This is a genomic window from Methylorubrum rhodinum, from assembly GCF_014199935.1.
In the GTDB taxonomy this organism is placed as follows: domain Bacteria; phylum Pseudomonadota; class Alphaproteobacteria; order Rhizobiales; family Beijerinckiaceae; genus Methylobacterium; species Methylobacterium rhodinum.
Genome location: NZ_JACHOP010000013.1, coordinates 88,135 through 111,225, shown reverse-complemented (window position 1 = coordinate 111,225; position 23,091 = coordinate 88,135). Strand labels below are relative to the sequence as shown.

Here is a 23,091-nt window from a genome sequence, read left to right as displayed (position 1 = left end):
CGGCGTCGATGTCGGTGGGTCGTTCTGACCACAGCTTGGCGCTTCAGGCGAGCTGCCCGCCCTGGTCGTCCGCCTCGCCGAACCGGCGAAAAGGCAGAACGCGGCCCGACCGCTCGGACAGAAGGCGCTCGACGGTTGCCCGCAGGTCGTCGAGCGCGAAGGGCTTGCGCAGCACGGGCACGCCCCCCTCGGGTAGCGCCGCCGCATCCGCGTAGCCCGTCATCATGAGCACGCCGAGCGCGGGGTCATGTGCCAGCGCCCGCGCCACAAGCTCGCTTCCCGTCATCCCGGGCATGGCGTAGTCGGTCAGCAGGATGTCGATGCGGTCCCCCTCGCGCAGCAGTCGCAGCGCCTCGGGGCCGCCGCCCGCCTCGACGACCCCGTAGCCGAGCTCCTCCAGCAAGGTGACGGCGACGGCACGGACCTGGGAGTCGTCGTCGACGACGAGGATGCGCGTCGCGCCCATCGCGTGCCCCCGCTCCTGCGTCCGGGCGACATCCGCGTGAGCGACGCCCTCGGCCCGGGGAAGATAGACCGACGCCGTCGTCCCCTCGCCGGATCGGCTCCGCAACGTGATGGCGCCGCCGAGCTGACGCACCGTGCCGTAGACCTGCGCGAGCCCGAGGCCAATCCCCTTGCCTTGGGGCTTGGTCGTGAAGAAGGGCTCGAACGCGCGGGCGAGGACCTCCGGGGTCATGCCCTCGCCGGTGTCGGCGACCGTGAGCACGACGAGATCCCCCGCCGGTACGGTCCCGGGCCGAGGTGCGTCGGCGGGCAGGTTCTCGGTCTCGATCCGGATTTCGCCGCCGCCCTGCAAGGCGTCGCGCGCGTTCGTCGCGAGGTTGAGCACGGCAAGCTCGACGCGGTGCCCATCCGCCAACGCCGGCCACAGGTCCGCGGCGAGGCGCGTCACGACGGCGGTGCCACCGCCGAGGGTCCGGTGCAACTGCTCGGCCATGGCGGAGAGCACGCCGTTGAGATCGACGGGACGTGCCTCAACGGGCTGCCTGAGCGAGAAGGCGAGCAGTTGCTCGGTAAGCTTTGCCCCACGTTGCGCAGCCTGCATGGCGTTGCGCAGGAGACGCAACGCGCGCTCGTCCGTGACTTTGCGCTCGGCGAGCTCTACGGAGCCCATCACCGCGGCGAGCAGGTTGTTGAAGTCGTGGGCCACCCCACCGGTCAACTGCTCGATGGCCTCCATCTTCCGCGCTTGCACGGCCTGTTCCTGCGCCTCGGCACGGAGCCGCGAAAGCTCCAGGTTGACCCGGACGCGCGCCTGGAGCTCGCGCGCCGAGAAAGGCTTCACGAGGTAGTCGTCCGCCCCGGCCTCCAGTCCCTCGACGCCGGCCTCGGCGCCGGCGCGGGCGGAGAGCATGATCACCGGCACCGTGCACAGGGCGGGATCGGCCCGGACGGCCCGGGTCAGCGCGATGCCGTCAAGCACCGGCATCATCACGTCGGTGAGCAGCAGGTCCACCGGCGCCGCGCGCAACGTGTCGAGGGCGGCCCCGCCATCGGCGACGGCCACGACCCGGTGGTCCTGCCCGAGCAGGCGCTCGACGTAGGAACGCATGTCGGCGTTGTCGTCGGCCAGCACGATGAGAGGGCGGCCGTCCGCGGGAGGCGCCGCCTCGACCGGGCCTCGAAGGGGCACGACGTTGGACGGTTCCTCGGGCAGCCATCGCAAGGCTTCCTCGATGTAACCGCGGGCCTGGCTTTCGTCGGATGCCGCCCCTGCCTGTACGACCCTTTCGGCCGGCAGGTGGGAACGACCGAGGGGAACCGTCACCGTGAAGGTCGCGCCCTGATCCACCGCGCTTCGAACCTCAACGTCCCCGCCGTGGAGAGCGACGAGGTCCCGCACGAGCGCGAGGCCGATCCCAGAGCCTTCGTGTGAGCGGCTGCGGGTGCCCTCGATGCGGTGGAAGCGGTCGAAGACGTGCGGCAACGCCTCGGCCGGGATCCCGACACCGGTGTCGGCTACCGTGAGGCGAACACCTCCCAGACTCGGCCCGAGGCGGACGTCGATGCCGCCGGAGAAGGTGTACTTGAACGCGTTGGACAGCAGGTTGAGGACGACCTTCTCCCACATGTCCCGGTCGACGAAGACCGGCTCCGGAAGCGGCGGACACTCGACCCGAAGGGCCAAGCCGCCCCGCTCGACCGCCGACCGGAAGGTGCTCGCCAGGTCCTCCGTCAGGGTAGCGAGGTCGACCGGCGCGAAGGTGGCCTCGAAGCGTCCGGCCTCGACGCGCGAGAAGTCCAGCAACGTGTTGACGAGCCGGAGGAGCCTCAGCGCATTCCGCTGCGCCACCTCCAGCTCCGCGCGGCTCCCGGGAGCGACGCCGGGGTCCCGTAAAGCCTCCTCAAGGGGACCGAGCATCAGGGTCAACGGCGTGCGGAACTCGTGGCTGACGTTGGAGAAGAACCGCGTCTTGGCGCGGTCGAGCTCGGCCAGCGCCTCGGCGCGACGGCGCTCCTCCTCGTAGGCGCGCGCGTTGCGCAGGGCCGTCGAGACCTGCCCGGCCACGAGGTCGAGGAAGCCGCGGTAACCCTCGTCGACCGCCCGGCTCGGGCTGATGCCGAGAACGAGCACGCCGAGTGGCTCCGAGCCGGCCTCGCCCGCGAGCGGCACGACCAGCGCGTCCTCCACGGGGTCGCCCCACAACCCTCCCGCCATGCCGATGGTCCTGCCGAGGCCGCCCACCCCTACGGTCTCGCCCGCGAGCGCCCGCTCGAACGGCCAGGTCGCCCCGGCCTCCGCCGAGGCCAGGGGATGGGCAGCATCGATTCCGACGGACGCGCCCCGACGCAGGCTGCCGTCGGGCTCGCGCAGGAAGACGAGCGCGAAGGGCACGTCGAGCCTCTCGCTGGACAGCGCGCCCGCGACGTCGGCGCAGGTCGCCTCGACGCTGCGGGTCTCTCCCGCGTTGGCCGCTAGGTCGCGCAGCAGGCCGAGCCGACGCTCGCCCACGACCTGGGCGGTAACCTCGCTGCAAACCGCCAGCATGCCGACGATGCGGCCGTCGTCGTCCTCGGCCGGCGCGTGCGAGACGCTGAAATAGGCCTCCTCGCGGTAGCCGGTTCGCTCCATCAGCAGCGGCAGGGACGGCGTCCAGTTTGCCTCGCCCGTCTCCATGACGCGGGCGATCATCGGTCCGAGCGTGTCCCAGCTCGCGGCCAGGGTGATGCGGATGTCGCGGCCGAGCGCGTCCGGGTGGCCGGCGCCGATGAGCTTTGCGTAGGCGTCGTTATAGACCTGGGTGAACTCGGGGCCCCAGGTCAGGATCATCGGGTACTGCGAGGACAGGAGCGTGCGCACGGTCGAGCGCAGGCTCTGCGGCCAGCCGGCCACGGGACCGAGCGGCGTCGCCGACCAGTCGAGGCCGCGCGCGAGCGCCCGGACCTCCCCCGTACCCCGGAACAGCGTGCCCGCGGCCTCGGGACGGGTCATCGTCCCCTACCCTGGTCCACGTCGCTTCTATCCCTCCATGCCTCGACCATGGCCACCACGCGTCCCCGCTCCCTCGGATCTCGTCGCAACCGCCGAATATGGGTCATGCCTCGATCATGTCCCGGATGCGCGACGCCAAGGCCTCCATGACGAACGGCTTCGTGAGCACCTGCATGCCGGGCTCCAGGTAGCCGTTGCCCACCGCCGCGTTCTCGGCGTAGCCGGTGATGAACAGCACCTTCAGGCCGGGCCGGCTTACCCTAGCCGCGTCCGCCACCTGCCGACCGTTCATGCCGCCGGGCAGGCCGACGTCGGTGATCAGCAGGTCGACGCGGGCGTCCGACTGCAGCACCCTCAGCCCGGAAGGGCCGTCCGCCGCCTCGATGGCCGCGTAGCCCAGGTCCTCCAGCACGTCCGTCACCAGCATGCGCACGGAGGGCTCGTCGTCGACGACGAGCACCGTCTCCCCTGGCTCGGCCCTGGGGGCGTCGGCGAGGTCCGGAAGGTCCCCGGTGGCGGAGACGTCGCCGTGGTGGCGCGGCAGGTACAGGCACACGGTCGTGCCCTGCCCGACCTCCGAGTAGATGCGCACCTGTCCGCCCGACTGCTTGGCGAAGCCGTAGATCATGCTGAGGCCGAGCCCGGTGCCCTGGCCGATGGGCTTGGTGGTGAAGAACGGGTCGAACGCCTTGGCGATGACGTCCGCGCTCATCCCCGTGCCGGTATCGGTTACGCAGAGCGAGAGGTACTGCCCCGGCTCCAGGTCGCGCTCGCGGGCCGCCCGGGGGTCGAGCCAGCGGTTTGCGGTCTCGACCGTGATGCGCCCGCCCTCCGGCATGGCGTCGCGCGCGTTGATGCAGAGGTTCAGGAGCGCGTTCTCAAGCTGGCCCGGGTCCACCAGGGCGGGCCAGAGTCCGCCCGCGCCGACCACCTCGATGTGGACAACGGGCCCGACCGTGCGGCGGATCAGCTCCTCCATGCCGTGGATCAGGCCGTTCACGTCGGTGGGCTTCGGATCAAGCGTCTGCCGCCGCGAGAAGGCGAGCAGGCGGTGGGTCAGCGCCGCCGCTCGCTTGGCAGCGCCCTGCGCCGCCGTCATGTAGCGGTCGATCTCGGTCAGGCGGCCCTGGCTCATGCGCGTCTGCAGCAGCTCCAGGCTGCCGGAGATGCCGGTGAGCAGGTTGTTGAAGTCATGGGCGATACCGCCTGTGAGTTGGCCGACCGCCTCCATCTTCTGCGATTGCCGCAGCGCCTCCTCGGTCTCGGCGAGCGCCTGCGCCGCCTCCTTCTCGGCGGTGACGTCCCGCCCAACCGCATGGATGAGATCCTCGGCCGGAACCGCCGTCCACGACAACCAGCGGTAGCTGCCATCCTTGTGCCGGTAGCGGTTCTCGAAGCGCAGCGTGGTCAATCCCTCCGAAAGCTTGCCGACCTCGGCCAGCGTCGGCGCGACGTCGTCCGGATGGACGAGGTCCATAAAGGCGCCCCCGACGAGGTCGCGCTCGTCCCAGCCGAGCAGCGTCGTCCAGGCCGGGTTCACCGCCTCGATTGACGCATCGTAGCGCGCGACGAGCATGACGTCCGTTGATAGCCGCCACATGCGGTCGCGGTCGGCCGTGCGCTCGGCCACCAGTCCTTCAAGTTCCTCGCGCGAGCGTGCGAGCACGTCTCGCGCCTCGACGATGTCCTGGATGTCGGTGCAGGTCCCGAACCAGCGGGTGACCTGCCCTGTGGCGTCGCGCATCGGCAAGGCACGGCCGAGCGTCCAGCGATACTGCCCGGTATGGTGGCGCAGGCGGTACTCGATCCGGTAGGGCTCGCCGCTCGCGAGGGACGCGCCCCACACCTCCCACGTCCGTTCCCGGTCGTCGGGGTGGACGATGCCCTCCCACTCCGCACCGTCCGTCGAGCCCGCCCGCACGCCGGTGAAGTCGTACCAGCGCTGGTTGTGGTAGTCGTGGTAGCCATCGGCCCTCGTCGACCAGACCATCTGGTCGATGGAGTTGGCGATGGTCTGGAACCGCGCCTCGGCCTCGCGCAGCGCGTCCTCGCGCTCGCGCCTCTCGGTCACGTCGCGGTAGAACAGCGCCAGCCCTTCCGGATGCGGGTAGGCGCGCACCTCCAGCCAAGCGGCGTGCCCGTCCGGCCAGACGTAGCGGTGCTCCAGCGTCCGGGAGGCGCGCTTCCGCATCACGCGCAGGTACATCTGGCCGATGGGCATGGCCTCGGAGCCAGGGTAGACGTCCCAGTGCGAGCGGCCCACGATCTGGTCGGGCGGCCTCTCCTCCAGCCGGAAGCCCTCGGCGTTCATCTGCAGGATGCGGAACTCGTGGTCGAGCAACATGAAGCCCTCGCCCATGCCCTCCAGAACCCCGGAGGCCCGTGCCTCGCTGGCACGCAGCGCCTCCTCGGCCCTGACCCTGGCGGTGGTCTCGGTGCAGGAGCAGAACATGCCGCCGACCGTGCCGTCCTCGTTTCGGATCGGCGAATACGAGAAGGTGAAGGTGGTCCGTTCGTCGTAGCCGTGCCGGTTCATCGTGAACGGCAGGTTCTCGGCCCAGGTCGCCTCGCCGGCCATCGCGCTGTCGACGTAGGGCGTGATGGCGTCCCAGATCTCGGGCCAGATCTCGCGGAAGCGGCGCCCGAGGGCGGCTGGGTGCTTGTCGCCCAGGATCTCCGCGTAGGCGTCGTTGTAGACGAAGGCGAGGTCCGGCCCCCAGGCGGCGAACATCGGGAACCGGGAACCGAGCATCAGGCTCGCCACCGAGCGCAGCGCCTGCGGCCAGGTCTCCGGCCAACCCAGCGGCGAGGCCGACCAGTCATGGGCCCGCATGCGCGCCCCCATCAGCCCGCCTCCCGTGAGGAAGGCGACGGTCGTGGACGGGGCGGTCTCGGACATGCTCAGCGGCGGGGCCTGGATTGGGAAGGCGGCGGGCAGGGTTGTCTTCCCCCCGGCCGAGGATTCGGTGCGGGCCATGATACGTGGTGGTGGCGAGTTTGCGGCGCTCCATGTGGCGGGTCTGCGAGCTCGGGTCCTGCCGTCACGGGCCGCCCCGCCCGCGGGTCACGCGCTGAAGGATGTGCGAGAGCTGCCCGGCCGAGTAGGGCTTTTGCAGGAGCTCGAAGCCGTGGCCGCCCTCCTGCGCCAGCACGTGGCTGTAGCCCGAGGCCAGCACCACAGGCAGGCCGGGGAAGCGGCGCCGGATCTCGCGCGCGAGCTCGACCCCGTTTATGCCCGGCATGACGACGTCCGAGAACACCGCGTCGAAGCCGGCGCCGTCCGTGCCGAGATGGGCCAACGCCACCTCCGCGTTGGCCGCCCACGTGGTCTCGTAGCCGAGATCCTCCAGGATCTGCGTGGCGAAGCGTCCGACCTCGACGTTGTCCTCTACCACCAGCACACGCCGTCCGGCACCTCCGGCCGCCGCTTCCGCCGCTTCCGCCGGTTCGGCAGGCGGCTCCTCGCGCTCGGCCGGTGCGGCCTCGGGCAAGTAGAGCGTGAAGGTCGAGCCGCGCCCGGGCGCGCTCGCGACGTCGACGTCGCCGCCCGACTGCTTGGCGAAGCCGAACACTTGGCTCAAGCCGAGGCCGGTGCCCTTGCCGATGTCTTTGGTGGTGAAGAACGGCTCGAAGATGCGCCCGACCACCTCCGGCGGGATGCCCGAGCCCGTGTCCGTCATAAACACGGCGGCGAAGGGGCCCGGCGCCGGGCCGTGCCCGCGGATGGCGGGCTTGCCCACCCCGCAGGCCAGGCGAAGGGTCAGGGTGCCCTCTCCGTCCATCGCGTCGCGGGCATTGACGGACATGTTCACCAACGCGGTCTCGAACTGGCTCCGGTCGGCGCGCACGAAGCAGGGCGCATCCGGCAATTCGGTGACGACCCGGATGCGCGCGCCCGTGACCGTGTCGAGCATCCCGGCCACGCCACGCAGGACGGCGACGAGGTCGAACGCCTCCGCCTTCAGAGTCTGCCGTCGCGCGAAGGAGAGCAGCTGCCCGGTCAGCTTGGCGGCCCGGTCGACGGTGTCCGAGACGGCGTCGAGGTAGCGGGCCTTGCGCGCCTCGGCCAGGTCGGGCCGGCGCAGGAAGTCGACCGACGAGCGGATGATGGTTAGCAGGTTGTTGAAGTCGTGCGCCACGCCGCCGGTCTCAGGTACTCCAGGCGGCCGCCGTCGGGGTCGGCGATCCAGAGCACGTCGGCGGAGTTCTCCGCGAAACTGCGGAAACGCTCCTCGCTCTCGACCAATCCGGTGGCGGCGCGAACGCGGCCTGTCGTCTCCTGCGCGACGTTGAAGACGCCCGCGACCCTCCCGTCAGCATCGAGCACGGGGTTCAGGCTGTAGGTGAAGAAGACCTCCTCGGGCCTGCCGTTGCGGTCGAGCACTAGGCCCTGGTCCTGCACCTCCACCGCACCGTCGCCCGCGAGCACCCGCGCGAACATTGGCCCGAGTTCGTGCCATGCCTCCGGGAAGACCTCACGCGCCGGACGGCCGAGCGCCCCGGGGTGCTTGTCCCCGACGAGCCCGGTCCAGGCATCGTTGTAGAGGACGGCGAGGTCGGGTCCCCAGTAGAGCGCCATCGGAGTCGCGGCCTGGAGCGCCACGCCGACCAGCGCGACGAGCGCCGCCGGCCAGGTCTCCGTGGGTCCCATGACGGTGGCGGACCAATCGTGTGCCTGCATCCGCGCGGCCATCTCGCCGCCGCCCGGGAACAGGTTCATGGGTTTCGCCGTTGAGCCGTCCATCCCAGGGTTATCATCCGATGCGGTCAGGCTTTCCTTGTGGGAGGAATGCCCTACCCCGCACAAGTCTGTTCTTGGATCGAGGTCGCGCCACAACCCCCTGGCCCACGCGGATCACTAGGTACACGCCTCTGCCAACCCGCCGGCGGCACCAACGGGCCGGCCTCTCCGACGTACGGCGCTCCAGGTCCCGGGACGAGGTCACCCCTTAAGCTGGCAGAACGAGGTTCTGCGACGCACCGATGGCGGGGAGCAGGCGCCGAAGTGGCTCCGGTCGAGTGTGGTCAAGCTCGCTAGCCCGTACGAGGTCGGCCACTTCCAGCATTGCCGGCGCTACCTGACCGCGGAGGCCGCCTGAGGTGCCGCGGCCTTCGGGGCCACGAGATCGTCGGGAAGGCTGAGATAGCGGAAGCGTCCCTTATCGCTCCCGCCCGGCGCCAGCAGTTCCAGACCGCGCGTCGCATTGCGTCCACCCGCTGCCCAGCGGTCGCGGATCGATGACGGCGAAAAGTCGAAGCTCTTGGCGGCGAGCTCGTCCGCACCCGCCTGGTAGACGAGGTGCAGCAGCGTCACCGCCGGCCCCGTGGGATCAAGCCTTTCCCGCAACGCGTACTCGCGCATGAGGCCCGCGATGGCCCTGCGCGGCGGGCTGGCGAAGATGAGGTCGTTGGCGCGTTCCAGGACCGCGTCGAGGGATGCGGGACGTGGCGCCCTCAGGGAGAACAGGTCCGAGGCGATGCAAAGGAGGTCCCGCTTCGGCTCCGCCGCGAAGACCGGATCAAGTGGGAGGTTGTTGGTAAAGCCGGCGTCGCACAGGACCCGTCCGTCGATCTCGACGGGCGGGAAGGCCGGCAGGATGGCCGTGCTGGCGAGGATGTGCTCCGGCCGGATCTCTTCGCGAGCCGTGTCGAAGTAGACCTCCTCGCCAGTCTCGATGTCGACGCAGCCGACCGTGAGGCGCGTCTCGCCCCGGTTGAGGCGCTCGAAGTCGACGAGGCGGTTCAAGGTCTGGAGAAGAGGTTTGTTGTCGAACAGGGCCACGTCGTTCGGTACCCATGGCAGGACCGACCAGAGGCCGGGCAGGCGGTGGCCGAAGATGTTCGGGCGCCCCAAGGCGAGCGTCATGAGCGCATGCAGGCCGTTGTAGACCTGCCGCGGCTTGAGAAGCCCCGTTAGGTCAGGACCTGTCTTCTGCGTGGCCTCGTCCCAGAACGTACGGAGCATGGCGACCCTGTCAGCGGGCGCGTTGCCCGCGATGATGGCGGCCGTAACCGCACCCATGGACGCACCCACAACCCAATCGGGCCGAAGCCCATAGTCGTGCAGCGCCTCGTAGGTTCCGGCGTGGTAGGCGCCGACGGCGTTCCCGCCGGCGAAGACAAAGGCGAGTTCGCGCGTCTGGTCGGACATTCCTACTATCGTCTCGTAGTGAACCAACGGCGCACGGACATGCCTGCGCCTTCGATGATGTTCGGAGGCATGAGGGTCCGGAAGGGAACGCCTGCTAATCTGGCGTAAGCACTCCCTCCCACGGATGAGGTCGGCCGGGCTCAGCCGTGCGGCTTGAACACGACCTTGGTGCAGTTGTCCTTCTTGTCCCGGAACAGGTCGTACAGCGCCGGGCCGTCCTCCAGGTTCGTGGAGCGGTGGCTGATGATGAAGGACGGATCGATGTCGCCGTTCTGGATGCGCTCCATCAGCGGCTTCATGTAGCGCACCATGTGGGTCTGGCCGGTCTTCAGGGTCAGGCCCTTGTTCATCAGGATGCCGAGGGCGACGGGCCCGACCGGGCCAGCGAAGACACCGGGCATCGAGACGTTGCCGCCGGGACGGCAGGCGAGGATGGCTTGGTTGAGCGCGTAGGGACGTTCCAGGCTGACGGTGTGCTCCATGATGGCCGACGTGACCTTCTGGAGCATCGTGTCGGCTCCGTGGGACTCCATGCCAACCGCCTCGATGACCGAGTCCGGGCCGAGGCCGTGGGTCATCTCCATGAGCGTGTCCTGCACGTTCTCCTTGGACATATCGATGGTCTCAGCGCCGGCCTCGTGGGCGAGCGCGAGGCGCTCGGGGACGCTGTCGATGGCGATGACACGCTTGGCGCCCAGCATCAGGCAGCACTTGACCGCCAGCACGCCGACCGGACCGCAGCCCCAGATGGCGACCGTGTCTTCCGGGCCGATGTCGCAGTGCTCAGCGGCTTGGTAGGCCGTCGGGAAGATGTCGGACAGGAACAGCACCTGCTCGTCGGTGAGGCCCTCGGGCACCACGATGGGGCCGACGTCTGCGTAGGGCACCCGCAGGTACTCGGCCTGGCCGCCGGCGAACCCTCCGGTGATGTGCGAGAAGCCGAACAGGCCGGCGAGCGGGTAGCCGTAGGTCTCGGCTTGCAGCTTGCCGTTCGGGTTGGTGCGCTCGCAGCAGCTCCAGTTGCCCCACTTGCACTGGCGGCACTCGCCGCAGCAGATGGTGAAGGGCACCACGATGCGGTCGCCGACCTTGAGCTTCTGGTTGTCCCGTCCGACCTCGATGACCTCGCCCATGGTCTCGTGCCCGAGGACGTCGCCGCACTCCATCGTAGGCATGAAGCCGCCCATGAGGTGCAGGTCGGAGCCGCAGATCGCGCACGCGGTCACCTTGATAATGACGTCACGGCCATGCTCGATCTTCGGGTCGAGGACGGTCTCGCAGGAGATCTTGCCCCGACTCTGCCACGTGAGTGCTTTCATGGTTGGTCGCTTTCGTTCGTCTAGGTTCGGTATCGAGTAGGAATCCTGGCGCATACCCGGCTCAGCGACGGCGCGGTCTGGGTCGCGTGCCGAGGATCACGGCGGCCGTGGCGGCCAGGCCGGCGGCGAGCACGCCGGCGGTCGCGAGCGGGTGCAGGGTCGCGCGGGTGTAGGCGCTCGTGCGCATGACGTAGACCGGCGGGTCGCCGCGAACCTCGCCGGCATGGCGCGGCGCATGGAGGGCGCCCTGCGGGTCCCGTGGTCCCTCGGCCCGCTTCTGCAGGGCGATGATGGCCGGTGCGAGCTCGTCGTAGGCTCCTGGCGCGAATTCCTTGCCCATCACAAACAACTTGCCGCCGCCGCCCACGAAGATGTCCCGCTGTGGGTGCACTGCCGCGTGCAGGATGGCGTTGGCCACCTCCTCCGGCGGGTAGATCGGCGGCGGCAGCGTCGGCTCGCGGTCCATGTAGTTGCGGGCGCGCTGGGGCAGTGGCGTGTCGATGGAGGCCGGCTTCACCAGGGTGACCGAGACCGGCGCCCCATCGGCGATCAGCTCCATGCGCAGGGTGTCGGTGAAGCCCTTCACCGCGTGCTTCGAGGTCGCGTAGAGGCCTTGGAACGGGAAGGCGAGGTCGGAGGCGATGCTGCCGACGTTGATCAGCGCGCCGCCTCGTTTACGCAAGTGCGCCACCGCGACGAGCGAGCCGTTCACCGTGCCCCAAAGGTTGGTCTGGATCAGGCGCTCGTGATCCTCGTAGGCGATCTCGCGCAAGGGCCCATAGACGGTCAGGCCGGCGACGTTGACCCAGGTGTCGAAGCCGCCGAACGTCGCGATGGCCTTGTCGGCGATGGCCTGCACGTCCTCGCGCCGGCCCACATCCGCCACGACGTACGCGGCCTCCGGACCGAGCTCCGCAGAGGCCTGGGCGAGAACCGCCTCGCTACGGGCGGCGAGCACCACCCGGGCGCCGCGCCCCGCGGCCATGCGGGCTGTGGCCAAGCCGATGCCGCTCGACGCGCCGGTGACCACGATGACCTGCTCGCGCAGCGGCTTGTGCGACATGTCCTATTCGCTCCGTGTCCCCCCGGAACGGGGCCCAGCATGGCTACGCGCCAGACGCCGAAGCGTTGCGCCCGTCCGGTGCATCGGGTCGCGTTCGCTGCGGCATCGACCCGGGGCCGGCGCCGTTCGGCGCCGCGCGAGGCAGGCGGTCCGGCCGGAAAGCGGGCCGCCGCGTCCGCGACGATATCGCCTAGGTCGGATCCGACGGGTCCGGGCCGGCAATCTTTGACAGCCCGGGGGGCGGCATGGGACGGACGAGCATGTCGAGCACGCCGACCCGCAACATCGCCCTGACGCCTGTCCTGGAGGACTACATCCGGGCGCAGGTCGCGTCGGGCCACTACTCGAACGCCAGCGAGGTGGTCCGAGCCGGGCTGCGCCTGCTCATGGAGCGCGACCAGGCCATGCCCAGGCCAAAGTTGGTGGAACGGGACCGGCCGGCCCGATGAGCGCCCTCGCGTACGCCGACGCCCAGCACGACTTCCAGGCCGACATCGACCTCGTCGGAAGCATCGAGGCGGTCCCGACCATCCTCGACGTCGCCTGCCGCATCACAGGCATGGGGTTCGCCGCCGTCGCCCGTGTCACCGAGGACCGCTGGGTCGCCTGCCGGGTCAAGGACGGCATCGCCTTCGGCCTAGAGCCCGGCGGCGAGCTGGAGGTCGCCTCGACCATCTGCCACGAGATCCGGCAGAGCCGGGCGCCCGTCGTGATCGAGCACGTCGCCCAGGACGCGGCCTACTGCGACCATCCGACTCCGGCGCGGTACGGCTTCCAGAGCTACGTCTCGATGCCCATCGTGCTGCCCGACGGCACGTTCTTCGGCACGCTCTGCGCCATCGACCCGAGGCCGGCGCCCGTCGACCGGCCCGAGGTCGTCGGCACCTTCCGGATGTTTGCCGACCTCATCGCCTTCCACGTCGATGCGCACCGGCGCAACGCCTCGGCGAACGCCGCCATCCGCAGCGAGGCGTTCGTCCGGGGCATCCTCGCGGCGAGCCCAGATTGCGTGAAGGTGCTCTCGGCCGAGGGCCGGTTGGAGTACATGAACGAGCGCGGGGTCGCGATGAACCAGCTCGCCTCGCTGGAGGACGTGCTCGGGCAACAGTTCGCCGACCTTTGGCCGGAGGACGAGCGCGCCAAGATCCGGGACGCCGTCCGCCGCGCCGCGGCCGGCGAGATCGCGCGTACCGAAGGCTTCTGCCCGACCGCCAGGGGCGAGCCGCGTTGGTGGGAAGCGAGCTTCGCGCCGTTTCGGCTTGAGGGCACGGGCGAGCTCAAGCTGGTCGGCGTCTCGCGCGACATCACCGAGCGGGTGAAGGCCGAGGAGGAGCGGCGGGCGAGCGCCGCCGCGCTGGAGGTCCTGAACGCCACCCTCGCCGAGCATGTCGAGACCCGCACGCAGGAGCGGGACCGCATCTGGCAGGTCAGCCACGACATGCTCGGGGTGGCGGACGGCAACGGGATGTGGCTCAGCGTCAACCCGGCCTGGACGGCCATCCTCGGCTGGCGGTCCGGCGAGGTCATCGGGCGCACCTCCGAGTGGCTGGAGCACCCGGACGACCGCGAGGCGACGCGGGCGGAGGTCGGGCGGCTCGCCGCCGGGCATTCGACGCTCGCGTTCGAGAACCGCTTCCGCACGCGCGACGGCGACTACCGTACCCTGTCCTGGCGGGCGGTTCCGGTCGAGGGACTGCTTTACTGCGTCGCCCGCGACGTGACCGAGCAGCGCGAGCGCGCCGTCCAACTCGAACAAGCCGAGGAGGCGCTGCGCCAGTCGCAGAAGCTGGAGGCGGTCGGACAGTTGACCGGGGGTGTGGCGCACGACTTCAACAACCTGCTCACCATCATCCGCTCGTCGGTGGACTTCCTGCGTCGGCCGAACCTGCCGGAGGAGCGGCGCAACCGCTACATGGACGCGGTGTCCGACACGGTCGACCGCGCCGCCAAGCTCACCGGGCAACTGCTGGCCTTCGCCCGGCGCCAGACGCTCAAGCCCGAGATCCTGGAGGTCGGCGCGCAGTTGCGGGCAGTGGCCGACATGCTCGACACCGTCACCGGCGCGCGCATCCGCGTGGTGACCGAGGTTCCGGACGCGCCCTGCTTCGTGCGGGCCGACCTCAGCCAATTCGAGACCGCACTGATCAACATGGCGGTGAACGCGCGCGACGCGATGGACGGCGAGGGCATGCTGACCCTGCGGCTGGCCTGCGCCGGCGGGCTGCCGCCCATCCGCGGCCACGCCGCCGCACCAGGCCGCTTCGCCGCCGTCTCGATCACGGATACCGGCAGCGGCATCGCCGCGGAGGAGCTCGGGCGCATCTTCGAACCGTTCTTCACGACCAAGCCCGTCGGCCAGGGTACGGGGCTCGGCCTCAGCCAGGTGTTCGGGTTCGCCAAGCAGTCGGGCGGCGACGTCGACGTCGAGAGCGAGCTCGGTCGTGGCACCACGTTCACGCTCTACTTGCCGGAGGTCGAGGGCGTGATCCGCGACGAGCCGGTGGCGGCTCGCGACGGGGAGGCGTTCCCGACCGGCGACGGGCAGTGCGTGCTGGTGGTGGAGGACAACGTCGAGGTCGGACGCTTCGCCACGCAGATCCTGGAGGATTTCGGCTACCGCACGACCTGGGCTGCCAACGCCGAGGAGGCGCTGGAAAAGCTCGGTTCGGACGGTGCCGGCTTCGACGCGGTGTTCTCCGACGTGGTGATGCCCGGCATGGGCGGCATCGAGTTGGCGAAGATCCTGCAGCGCCGCCTGCCCGGCCTGCCGGTGCTGCTGGCCTCGGGCTACAGCCACGTGCTCGCGCAGGACGGGCTGCACGGGTTCGAGCTCCTGCACAAGCCCTACTCGGCCGACCAGCTCGGGCGTATCCTCGGCAAGGTTGCGCCTTCCCCGGAGCGCCGCCGCTCCCCATCGGAATCCCGCTAGGATGGCACCCCACGGACATATCGAGCCTGGCAACGGCAGGGATAGCAGTTGCACCGGCGAGGCCGCACGCCTGCGCGCCCTGGACCGCTACCGCCTACTCGATACCCCGCGCGAACGGGACTTCGACGATATCGCCGAGGCCGCCGCCGACCTCTGCGAGACGCCTATCGCGGTGGTGAACCTCGTCGGCGACGGGCGCCAGTTCTTCAAGGCCGAGGTCGGACTCGGCGTGCGCGAGACCCCGCTGGAGACCTCGTTCTGTCGGCAGGCCCTGCTGCAGGAGGAGTTCCTCTGCGTCCCCGACGCGACGCTCGACCCGCGTTTCGAGGGCAACCCGCTCGTCACCGGCGAGCCCGGCCTGCGCTTCTACGCCGGTGCCCTGATCAGGACTTCCGAGGGCCATCCGGTCGGCACGGTGTGCGTCCTCGACACGAAGCCGCATGAACTCGGCGACCGGCAACGCCGCGGCCTGATGCGGCTCGCCCGCCAGGCCATGGCGCAGATGGAGCTGCGCCGTTCGCTTCGGGAGCAGGCGGAGCAGCGCCTGCTGCACGAGCGCATCCTCGACAGCGCCACCGACTTCGCCATCGTCGCGACCGACCCGCAAGGCTTGGTCACCCGCTGGAACGAGGGCGCCGAGCGCATCCTGGGCTGGACCGAGGCCGAGATGCTCGGGAGGACGGTCGAGGCGTTCTTCACGCCGGAGGACCGCGCCCGGGATCGGGCCGGCACCGAGATGCAGCTGTCGCTCGAACACGGCAGCGCTCCGGACGAGCGCTGGCACATGCGCAAGGACGGCACCCGCTTCTGGGCATCGGGCGAGATGATGCCGCTTAGGACGGAGGCAGGCGAGACCATCGGCTTCCTCAAGATCCTGCGCGACCGGACCGAGCAGCGGGAGAGCGCCGCCGCCCTGCAGGCGAGCGAGCTGCGCTACCGCTCGCTCGTCGAGGTCAGCCCGCAGGTGGTCTGGTTCGGGGATGCGGCGGGCAACGTCACCTACTGCAACGCCTATTGGTACGACTACACGGGCCTGCCCGCCGGCGAGACCGGCGAGGCGAGCTGGATGGGCGTGATCCATCCCGACCACGGCGAGGCGACGCGTGCGGCCTGGCTGGCGGCGGCCGGATCGGGTCGGCCCTACGAGGTCGAGTTCCCCTTGCGCCGGGCCGACGGGCAGTACCGTTGGTTCCTGTCCCGGGCGCAGCCCCTGCGCGACGCCGACGGGGCAGTGCGCAGTTGGATCGGCACCTCGCTCGACATCCACGAGCGCAAGTTCGCCGAGGAACGGTTCAAGACGCTTACCGAGCTCGCACCGGCCATCATCTGGTTCGGAAACCCCGACGGAAGCCTCAGCTATCTGAATGACCGCTGGTATGCCTACACCGGCCAGACCCCGGAGCAGGCGCTGCCTCTCGGCTGGGGCGAGGTCATCCATCCCGATGACCTGCCAGGACTATTGCGCGTCTGGGAGCACGCCCGCACGAACGAGATCCTCTACGACACCGAGGCCCGCCTGAGGCGCCGCGACGGCGAGTACCGTTGGTTCCTGATCCGGGCCGAGCCGATGCGCGACGCTGGCGGCACGGTGGTGGGCTGGCTCGGCAGCGACAGCGACATTCACGACCGCCGCCAGACCGAGGAGGAGCTGCGCCGGGCGCGCGAGAAGTTGCACCTCGCCGTCGAGGCGGCCGGAACCGGCGTGTTCGACTTCGACCTCGTCTCGAACGAGCTGAATTGGGATGCCCGCCTCCGTTCCTTCTACGGCCTGGCGCCGGACGCCCCCGTCGACCTGGCCGTCCACCTGGCCCGCGTGCACCCGGACGACCACGCCGGGGCGGACGAGGCCGTACGCGCGGCGGTCGACCCGGCGGGCGACGGTGTCTACGACATCACGTACCGCACGGTGGCCCCGGAGGACGGGACCGAGCGCTGGGTGTCCGCCAAGGGCCAGACCCTGTTCGAGGACGGGCGGCCGGTGCGCCTCATCGGCTTCGCGCGCGACGTGACCGAGAGCCGCCGCGCGGAGCAGGCCTTACGCGAGACCGAGGAACGCTACAGGCTCGCCTCGCGCGCCACCAACGACGCAATCTGGGACTGGGACCTCGCAACCAATCACGTCCTCTGGAACGAGGCCCTTGGCGAGGCGCACGGGTACGCCCCGGACGCGGTCGAGCCGAATGGGGACTGGTGGATCGGCCACATCCACCCCGACGACCGCGCCCGCATTGATGCCTCCATCCATGCGGTCATTGATGGAACGGGCACCGCCTGGAGCGACGAGTACCGCTTCCTGCGCGCGGACGGCTCCTACGCGGACATCCTCGACCGCGGCTACGTCATCCGCGACGCGGCGGGCCGTGCGGTGCGCATGATCGGCGCCATGCTGGACATCAGCGAGCGCAAGCGTGCCGAGGAGCACCAGCGCCTGCTCACGGGCGAGCTCCAGCACCGGGTGAAGAACACGCTCGCGCTGGTCCAGGCCATGGCGAGCCAGACCTTCCGCGACGCCCCCGACCTCGGGGCGGCGCGCGAGGCCTTCGCCGCCAGGCTGATCTCGCTCGGGCGCGCGCACGACATCCTTACCCAGTCGAGCTGGACGGAGGCACCCATCGCCGAGGTGGTGGACGGCGCGCTCGCGGTCCACCGGGGCGCCGCGGCGTCGCGCATCCGGGCGAGCGGGCCGAACGTGCCGCTGGCCGCCAAGCCCGCCCTGGCGCTGGCGCTGGCGCTGCACGAACTCGCCACCAACGCGGCCAAGTACGGGGCGCTCTCGAACGATTCCGGGTCGGTGGACCTGCGCTGGCACGTGGTGCACGAAGGCGGGGCGCCCCGGTTCTGCCTGACCTGGTCCGAGCAAGGCGGGCCGCCGATCCTGGCGCAGCCGTCGCGGCGCGGCTTCGGCTCGCGCCTGATCGAACGCAGCTTCGCCGCCGAGGTCGGTGGCGGCGTCAAGCTCACCTACGCGCCGACCGGTTTGACCTGCCGCCTGGAGGCGTCGCTTGCCTCCATGCAGGAGAACAACGACGAGGCCGCGGCCTGACGGAAACAAGCACCCGGTCGCGAAGCGTGCCGCGGCGCCCCGCGATTGCCTCACCCCGGCACTGTCCCTGGACCCCACTGGGGCGAACGGGCGCGGCAACCCGGGGCGCAGCCGCAGGTTAGGCATCACGAGCCCGTTATCGGGCGGACAGATTCGGGGGCCGCTCGACGACGGCTGATCCTGGAGGACGGGTGGGCCGTGCGGGACGATACTGGTAAGGGGACCGCAGACCTGAGGCTGCTGCGCGCCGCCGTCGAAGCGTCCGGCGAGGCCATCATGATCACGTCCGCCGATCTCGACGAGCCGGGCCCGCGCATCGAGTACGTCAACACGGCCTTCACCCACATGACCGGCTACGAGGCGCACGAGGTCGTCGGTCGCACGCCACGTCTGTTGCAGGGGCCGGGGACGGACCGCGCCGTCCTCGACCGCATGCGGGAGGCACTCGCCGCCGGCGAGGCGTTCCAGGCCGAGGCGGTGAACTACCGCAAGGACGGCTCGACCTACACGGTAGAGTGGCTGATCACCCCGGTGAAGGATGCCGATGCACACATCACGCACTGGGTCTCGGCCCAGCGCGACATCACCTCACGGCGCGCCGGCGAGGACCGGCAAGCGCTGATGGTGCGAGAACTCCACCACCGGGTGAAGAACACCCTTGCCACGGTGCAGGCCGTGGTGAACGCCACGGCGCGCTCCTCGCTCACCGTCGCCGAGTTCACGCGCGCCTTCTCCGGTCGGATCGGGTCGCTGGCGCGCACCCATGCGCTGATAACCGAGGACCTCGCACAGGCCGCACCCTTCGAGGTTCTGCTGAGGGCGGAGCTCGACCCTTACGACGAGAGGGGACGCCTTGCCCTGGACGGACCGAGGGTCGTTCTGCCGTCCGAGCTCGCCGTACCGGTCGGCATGGCCTTGCATGAGTTGACCACCAACGCCCTCAAACACGGTTCGCTCGCCGACCCGAACGGTCGTCTCCAGGTGACTTGGCGGGTGGAGGACGGGCCTGCCGGCCGCGCCTTGCGCTGGACCTGGAGCGAGCACGACGGCCCGCCCGCCGCGCATCCCACGCGCGAGGGCTTCGGCCACCGCCTGCTCAAGAAGGTGCTGGCCCCCCAGACGGGCGCCGAGGTCGACGTCGATTTCGCCCCTGACGGGTTGCGGGTCTCCGTACGCATCCCGTTGCCCGCAGGGCCGCCCTGACCGTCTACGCCTCCGGCCTGGGACGCAGCGCGACGACGTTTCCGGTCTCGGCGACCGGCACGGGATCGGTCCCCAGCGTCTCGGCGACCTTCCGGGCGAGTTGCTCGCGCTTGAACGGCTTGCCGATGAGGTGCACCCCGTCATCCAGGCGTCCGTGATGCACGATGCTATTCTCGGTGTAGCCCGACATGAACACCACCCGCACCTCCGGCCGGATGGCCTGGACCCGCTCGGCGAGCTCGCGGCCCCGCACCTTGCCGGGCAGGACCACATCGGTGAGCAGAAGCTCGACGGATGTGGCGTTGGCACCGAAGACGCGCAGTGCCTCCTCGCCGTCCGCGGCCTCCAGCACCCGGTAGCCCAGATCGGAAAGGATGGCGCAGGCGATCTCTCGCACGGCCGGCTCGTCCTCCACCACGAGCACTGTTGCCGACCCACGCGGCAACTCGACCGGCGCGCCGGAGCGCTGACCGGGGGCCGCAGCCGCGCCGACCGCGCGCGGCAGGTAGAGTTTCACCGTCGTGCCCTCGCCGGGCTCGGAGTAGATCTTCACGTGCCCGCCCGACTGCTTGACGAAGCCGAACACCATGGCGAGACCGAGCCCCGTGCCCTTGCCGTCAGGCTTGGTCGTGAAGAACGGCTCGAAGACACGCTTCATCACCTCCGGCGTCATGCCGTGGCCGGTGTCGGAGACCGCCACCATGGCGTAGTCGCCGGGCACGACCTCGGCGTGGTGCCGTGCATACTCCTCGTCCAGCACCTTGTTGCCGAGTTCGATGGTCAGCCGCCCCCCGCCGGGCATGGCGTCGCGCGCGTTCAGCGCGAGGTTCAGCACGGCACTTTCCAACTGGGCGGGGTCGGCCATCGCCGGCCATAGCCCAGCGGTTTCGACGTACCGCACCTCCATGTGCTCGCCGAGGGTTCTCCGCAGCAGCGGGACCAGGTCCGGCATGGTCGCGGCGAGGTCGATGGCGGCGGGCGCGAGCGGCTGCTTGCGGGCAAAGGCGAGAAGTTGCCCGGTGAGCGTGGCACCGCGCTGGGCCGCCCAGGACGCCCGCTCGATCCGATGCTGCAGCTTGGCGTCGCCGTCGAGCTTGGCCCGGACGAACTCCAGGTTCCCGAGGATGACCTGCAGCAGGTTGTTGAAGTCGTGCGCGATGCCCCCGGTCAACTGCCCGATGGCCTGCATCTTCTGGGCTTCCCGCAGCACGGCCTCGGCCTGGGCGCGCTTGGTCATGTCGGAGACGGTCAGCACGAAGCCGCCGTCCGGCATCGGCGTGCGGCGGATCTCCAGGTGATGCCCGTCGCCGCCCTGGCGCTCATAGGTGATGGCCTCGCGCGGATTCCGGCTGCCGTGGCGGATCTGGTCCTCGCTCTCCAGGGCGGGCCGGCCGGGCTCGGCGGTGTGCTCGACGAAGGCGCCGTAGGTCGTGTTCGGTCGCAGCATGGCCTTGGGCAAGTCGAGCAGCACCTGGAAGCACGCGTTCCAGCTCGCGAGCTTGCGGTCCGGCCCGAACACCGCGACGCCCTGGCTCAGGCTGTCGAGGGTGGTGCGCAGACGGAGCGCCAGGTCGCGCTGCTCGGCCTCGGTCCTGTGTGAGCGCGCCCACGCCTGGTTCAGGAGGCGGGCGGCCCAGAGCAGGGTCAGGGTGGCAAGCGCCGAGCCGCCGACCACCATCCAGCGCACCCACCTGGCGCGGGCGTCGTTCTGGGCGAGGCGCTCGTCGAGCAGGCGCTGCTCGTCGGCCATGATCGACGCGACCACGGCCTCTGCCTCGCGCATGTCGTTGCGACCGACGTCGGTGTTGACGATGCGCAGCGCGGCCTCCGGCCCGCCGTCGCGGCGTGCCTGTACGGTCTGGGCGAGTTCCTCCAGCTTGCGCTGGACGATGGGCGCCAGAGCCCGGATGCGGCCCTGCTGGGAGGGATTGTCCACGGTGAGCACCTGCAGCTCGCCCCGGAGAAGGCCGATGCGGTCGCGGGCCTCGTTGTAGGGACCGAGGTACTCGTCCCTGCCGGTGAGGAGGTAGCCGCGCTGGCCGCGTTCGGCGTCCCGCAGGGCGATGGCGAGGTCCTTGGTCACTGCGAGCACGCGGTAGCTGTGCTGGGACCATTCGCGAGCGGCGCGCGACGCGTTGAGCCGCTCCCACGTCACCGCCCCGACGAGCGCCAGGATGGCCACGAGCACGCCGAAGACCAGCAGGTTGGCGCGCGTGACGAGGTAGCGGGTCATCGGGGTTCGATCTGCGAGGGGCTTTGGTTGGTAGCTCGGCCGCCGAAGCCCCAGGCCCCGTGCGCGTTCGCATCCCGTTCCCGGCGTCCTGACATGCGATTGCGGGATTGTTGAGGCCTCGCGGGATCGGGGGATCAGGCCGCGACCCTGCCTGCGCCGTTACCCGCACCGACCGGGACCGCCTGACGGGTCTGGTTGCGCCCGCCGGCCTTGGCCTCGTAGAGCGCCGCGTCCGCCCGGCGGTAGAGATCCTGCGCGGCGTCGGTCCCGCCCATAAGGCCCACCGCGGCACCGATGCTCACGGTCACCGCGCCCGCGCCGATGCCGGCCGAGGGTACCGCGAGCCGCGACACCTGCTCATGAACTTCGCGCGCGACGCTCAGCGCGCCGTCCGCGTCGGTGCCCGGCAGCAGCACCGCGAACTCCTCGCCACCGACGCGGCAGGCGAGGTCGCCGGGCCGGTGCACGCTCGCGGAGAGGCAGCGGGCGAGCCCCCGCAGCACCTCGTCGCCGACGGCGTGGCCGTAGGTGTCGTTGCAGCGCTTGAAGTGGTCGGCATCGACGACGAGCAGCGAGAGCGGCTTGCCCGTGCGACGGGCATCCTCCACGGCGCGGGCGATGGCGTGCTCGAAGCGGCGGCGGTTCGCCAGCCCGGTCAGCGGGTCGGTGCGCGAGAGACGTGCCATCTCGGCATGCATCTCCGCGCGGCGGCGCAGCTCCCGGCCGAACAGCAGCGACAGGGCGACGGTCAGGCCGCACAGCACCAGTACCACCGCGGCGATGCCGAAGGCCTTCAAGCGCCACTCGGCCTCGATCTCGCGGGTCGAGAGGGCGACGTTGAGGATGAGCGGGAACGTGCTGACCTGGGTGAAGGCGTAGTGCCGCTCGACCCCGTCGCGCACCGAGGTGCCGACGAAGGTTCCGCTGCCTTCGCGCACGAACCGGTCGAAGTTGGGCGTGCCGGCAATGTTCACGCCGATGTCGGCCTCGGCGTAGGGATGGCGTACGACACGGGTGCCTTCCCGCAGGTAGAGGTTGATCCCGCCGTCCTGGCCGAGGCCGATCCGGTCGAACAGCCGGCTGAAATAGCTGAGCTTGAGGCTGCCGAGCACCACGCCGCCGAAGGACCCGTCGGGCTTGTCGATGCGGCGGCTCAGCACGACGATGGGCGCGCCCGTCAGGCGCGAGACGAGGGGCTTGCTGATGTAGAGCCCGAGGTCCGAGCGTGCCTTGTGCGCCTGGAAGTATTCGCGGTCGGCGTTGTTGACCTTGCGTGCCGGCAGCGTGGCGGCGTCGAGGATGCTGTCGCCGTTCTCGTCGAGGACAAGCATAACGCCCAGGTCCCTCGCGGTGGCGGCGCGGTCGAACAGGATCATCTGGCGCGCCCGCGGACTCGCCGCCAAGGTCTCGGGCGCGCGCAGGTTGTCGACCACCGCCTGCAGCGACAGGTCGATGATTTCGACGTTGCGGGCGATGTCGCGCTCGATGACCTGCAAGAGGTTCTTCGATGTCTGCTCGGCCTTGTCCCAGGCGTCGCGACGCAGGTCGAGCAGCATCAGCCCGCACATGGCGAGCATGCCGAGCGGCGCCAGGATGCTCAGCGCGACCCAGTTGCGACCGGAGCGGAAGGCGGGCGGCAGGCGGCGCGGCAGGACCATTGGCGAGTTCCCCCCAAGCGTTGTCGTTGCTTGGTTTC

At 70.3% G+C, this 23,091-nt stretch carries 11 protein-coding genes and 1 pseudogene; 4 read left to right on the top strand and 8 right to left on the bottom strand.

Annotated elements, in window-relative coordinates; all coding sequences use genetic code 11:
- Nucleotides 1–43 precede the first annotated feature (43 nt).
- From HNR00_RS15440 to HNR00_RS15415, 6 genes and pseudogenes are all read right to left on the bottom strand, one after another.
- Entirely contained in the window at nt 44–3,454 is a 3,411-nt protein-coding gene (locus HNR00_RS15440; protein WP_183570855.1) for an ATP-binding protein, read from the bottom strand.
- 103 nt (nt 3,455–3,557) lie between these two features.
- Nucleotides 3,558–6,353, bottom strand: coding sequence for a hybrid sensor histidine kinase/response regulator (locus HNR00_RS15435; protein WP_183570853.1), 2,796 nt, complete (start codon nt 6,351–6,353; stop codon nt 3,558–3,560).
- A 142-nt stretch (nt 6,354–6,495) separates the two neighbouring features.
- Nucleotides 6,496–7,994: pseudogene (locus HNR00_RS15430) on the bottom strand (ATP-binding protein); the annotation flags it as partial.
- A 534-nt stretch (nt 7,995–8,528) separates the two neighbouring features.
- Complete coding sequence (locus HNR00_RS15425) at nt 8,529–9,605, bottom strand: patatin-like phospholipase family protein (protein WP_183570851.1); 1,077 nt, start codon at nt 9,603–9,605, stop codon at nt 8,529–8,531.
- Nucleotides 9,606–9,745: 140 nt separating this feature from the next.
- Nucleotides 9,746–10,924, bottom strand: a complete 1,179-nt coding sequence (locus HNR00_RS15420) for a zinc-dependent alcohol dehydrogenase (RefSeq protein WP_183570849.1) — start codon at nt 10,922–10,924, stop codon at nt 9,746–9,748.
- 61 nt (nt 10,925–10,985) lie between these two features.
- Entirely contained in the window at nt 10,986–11,987 is a 1,002-nt protein-coding gene (locus HNR00_RS15415; protein WP_183570847.1) for an SDR family oxidoreductase, read from the bottom strand.
- Between the two features lie 260 nt (nt 11,988–12,247).
- Here HNR00_RS15415 and HNR00_RS15410 point away from each other — a divergent pair, with 260 nt between their 5' ends.
- The 4 genes from HNR00_RS15410 to HNR00_RS15395 all read left to right on the top strand — a co-directional run bounded on the left by HNR00_RS15410 (nt 12,248) and on the right by HNR00_RS15395 (nt 19,162).
- On the top strand, nt 12,248–12,436 hold the full coding sequence (locus HNR00_RS15410; protein ID WP_183570845.1) for a type II toxin-antitoxin system ParD family antitoxin: 189 nt from the start codon (nt 12,248–12,250) through the stop codon (nt 12,434–12,436).
- Nucleotides 12,433–14,916 (top strand): PAS domain-containing protein, encoded by a 2,484-nt coding sequence (locus HNR00_RS15405; RefSeq protein ID WP_183570843.1) that lies wholly within the window; start codon nt 12,433–12,435, stop codon nt 14,914–14,916. Before HNR00_RS15410 ends, HNR00_RS15405 begins: the two co-directional genes overlap by 4 nt.
- Before the next feature lies 1 nt (nt 14,917).
- Nucleotides 14,918–17,959 (top strand): PAS domain S-box protein, encoded by a 3,042-nt coding sequence (locus HNR00_RS15400; RefSeq protein ID WP_183570841.1) that lies wholly within the window; start codon nt 14,918–14,920, stop codon nt 17,957–17,959.
- Between the two features lie 198 nt (nt 17,960–18,157).
- On the top strand, nt 18,158–19,162 hold the full coding sequence (locus HNR00_RS15395; RefSeq protein ID WP_183570839.1) for an HWE histidine kinase domain-containing protein: 1,005 nt from the start codon (nt 18,158–18,160) through the stop codon (nt 19,160–19,162).
- A gap of 4 nt (nt 19,163–19,166) precedes the next feature.
- Here HNR00_RS15395 and HNR00_RS15390 read toward each other — a convergent pair whose 3' ends face one another.
- Together HNR00_RS15390 and HNR00_RS15385 are read right to left on the bottom strand one after the other, a co-directional pair.
- The gene (locus tag HNR00_RS15390; RefSeq protein ID WP_183570837.1) at nt 19,167–21,395 is read right to left on the bottom strand and encodes a CHASE3 domain-containing protein; all 2,229 of its coding nucleotides are present in this window, start codon (nt 21,393–21,395) and stop codon (nt 19,167–19,169) included.
- Nucleotides 21,396–21,529: 134 nt separating this feature from the next.
- Nucleotides 21,530–23,053, bottom strand: coding sequence for a sensor domain-containing diguanylate cyclase (locus HNR00_RS15385; protein ID WP_183570835.1), 1,524 nt, complete (start codon nt 23,051–23,053; stop codon nt 21,530–21,532).
- Between the last annotated feature and the right edge of the window lie 38 nt (nt 23,054–23,091).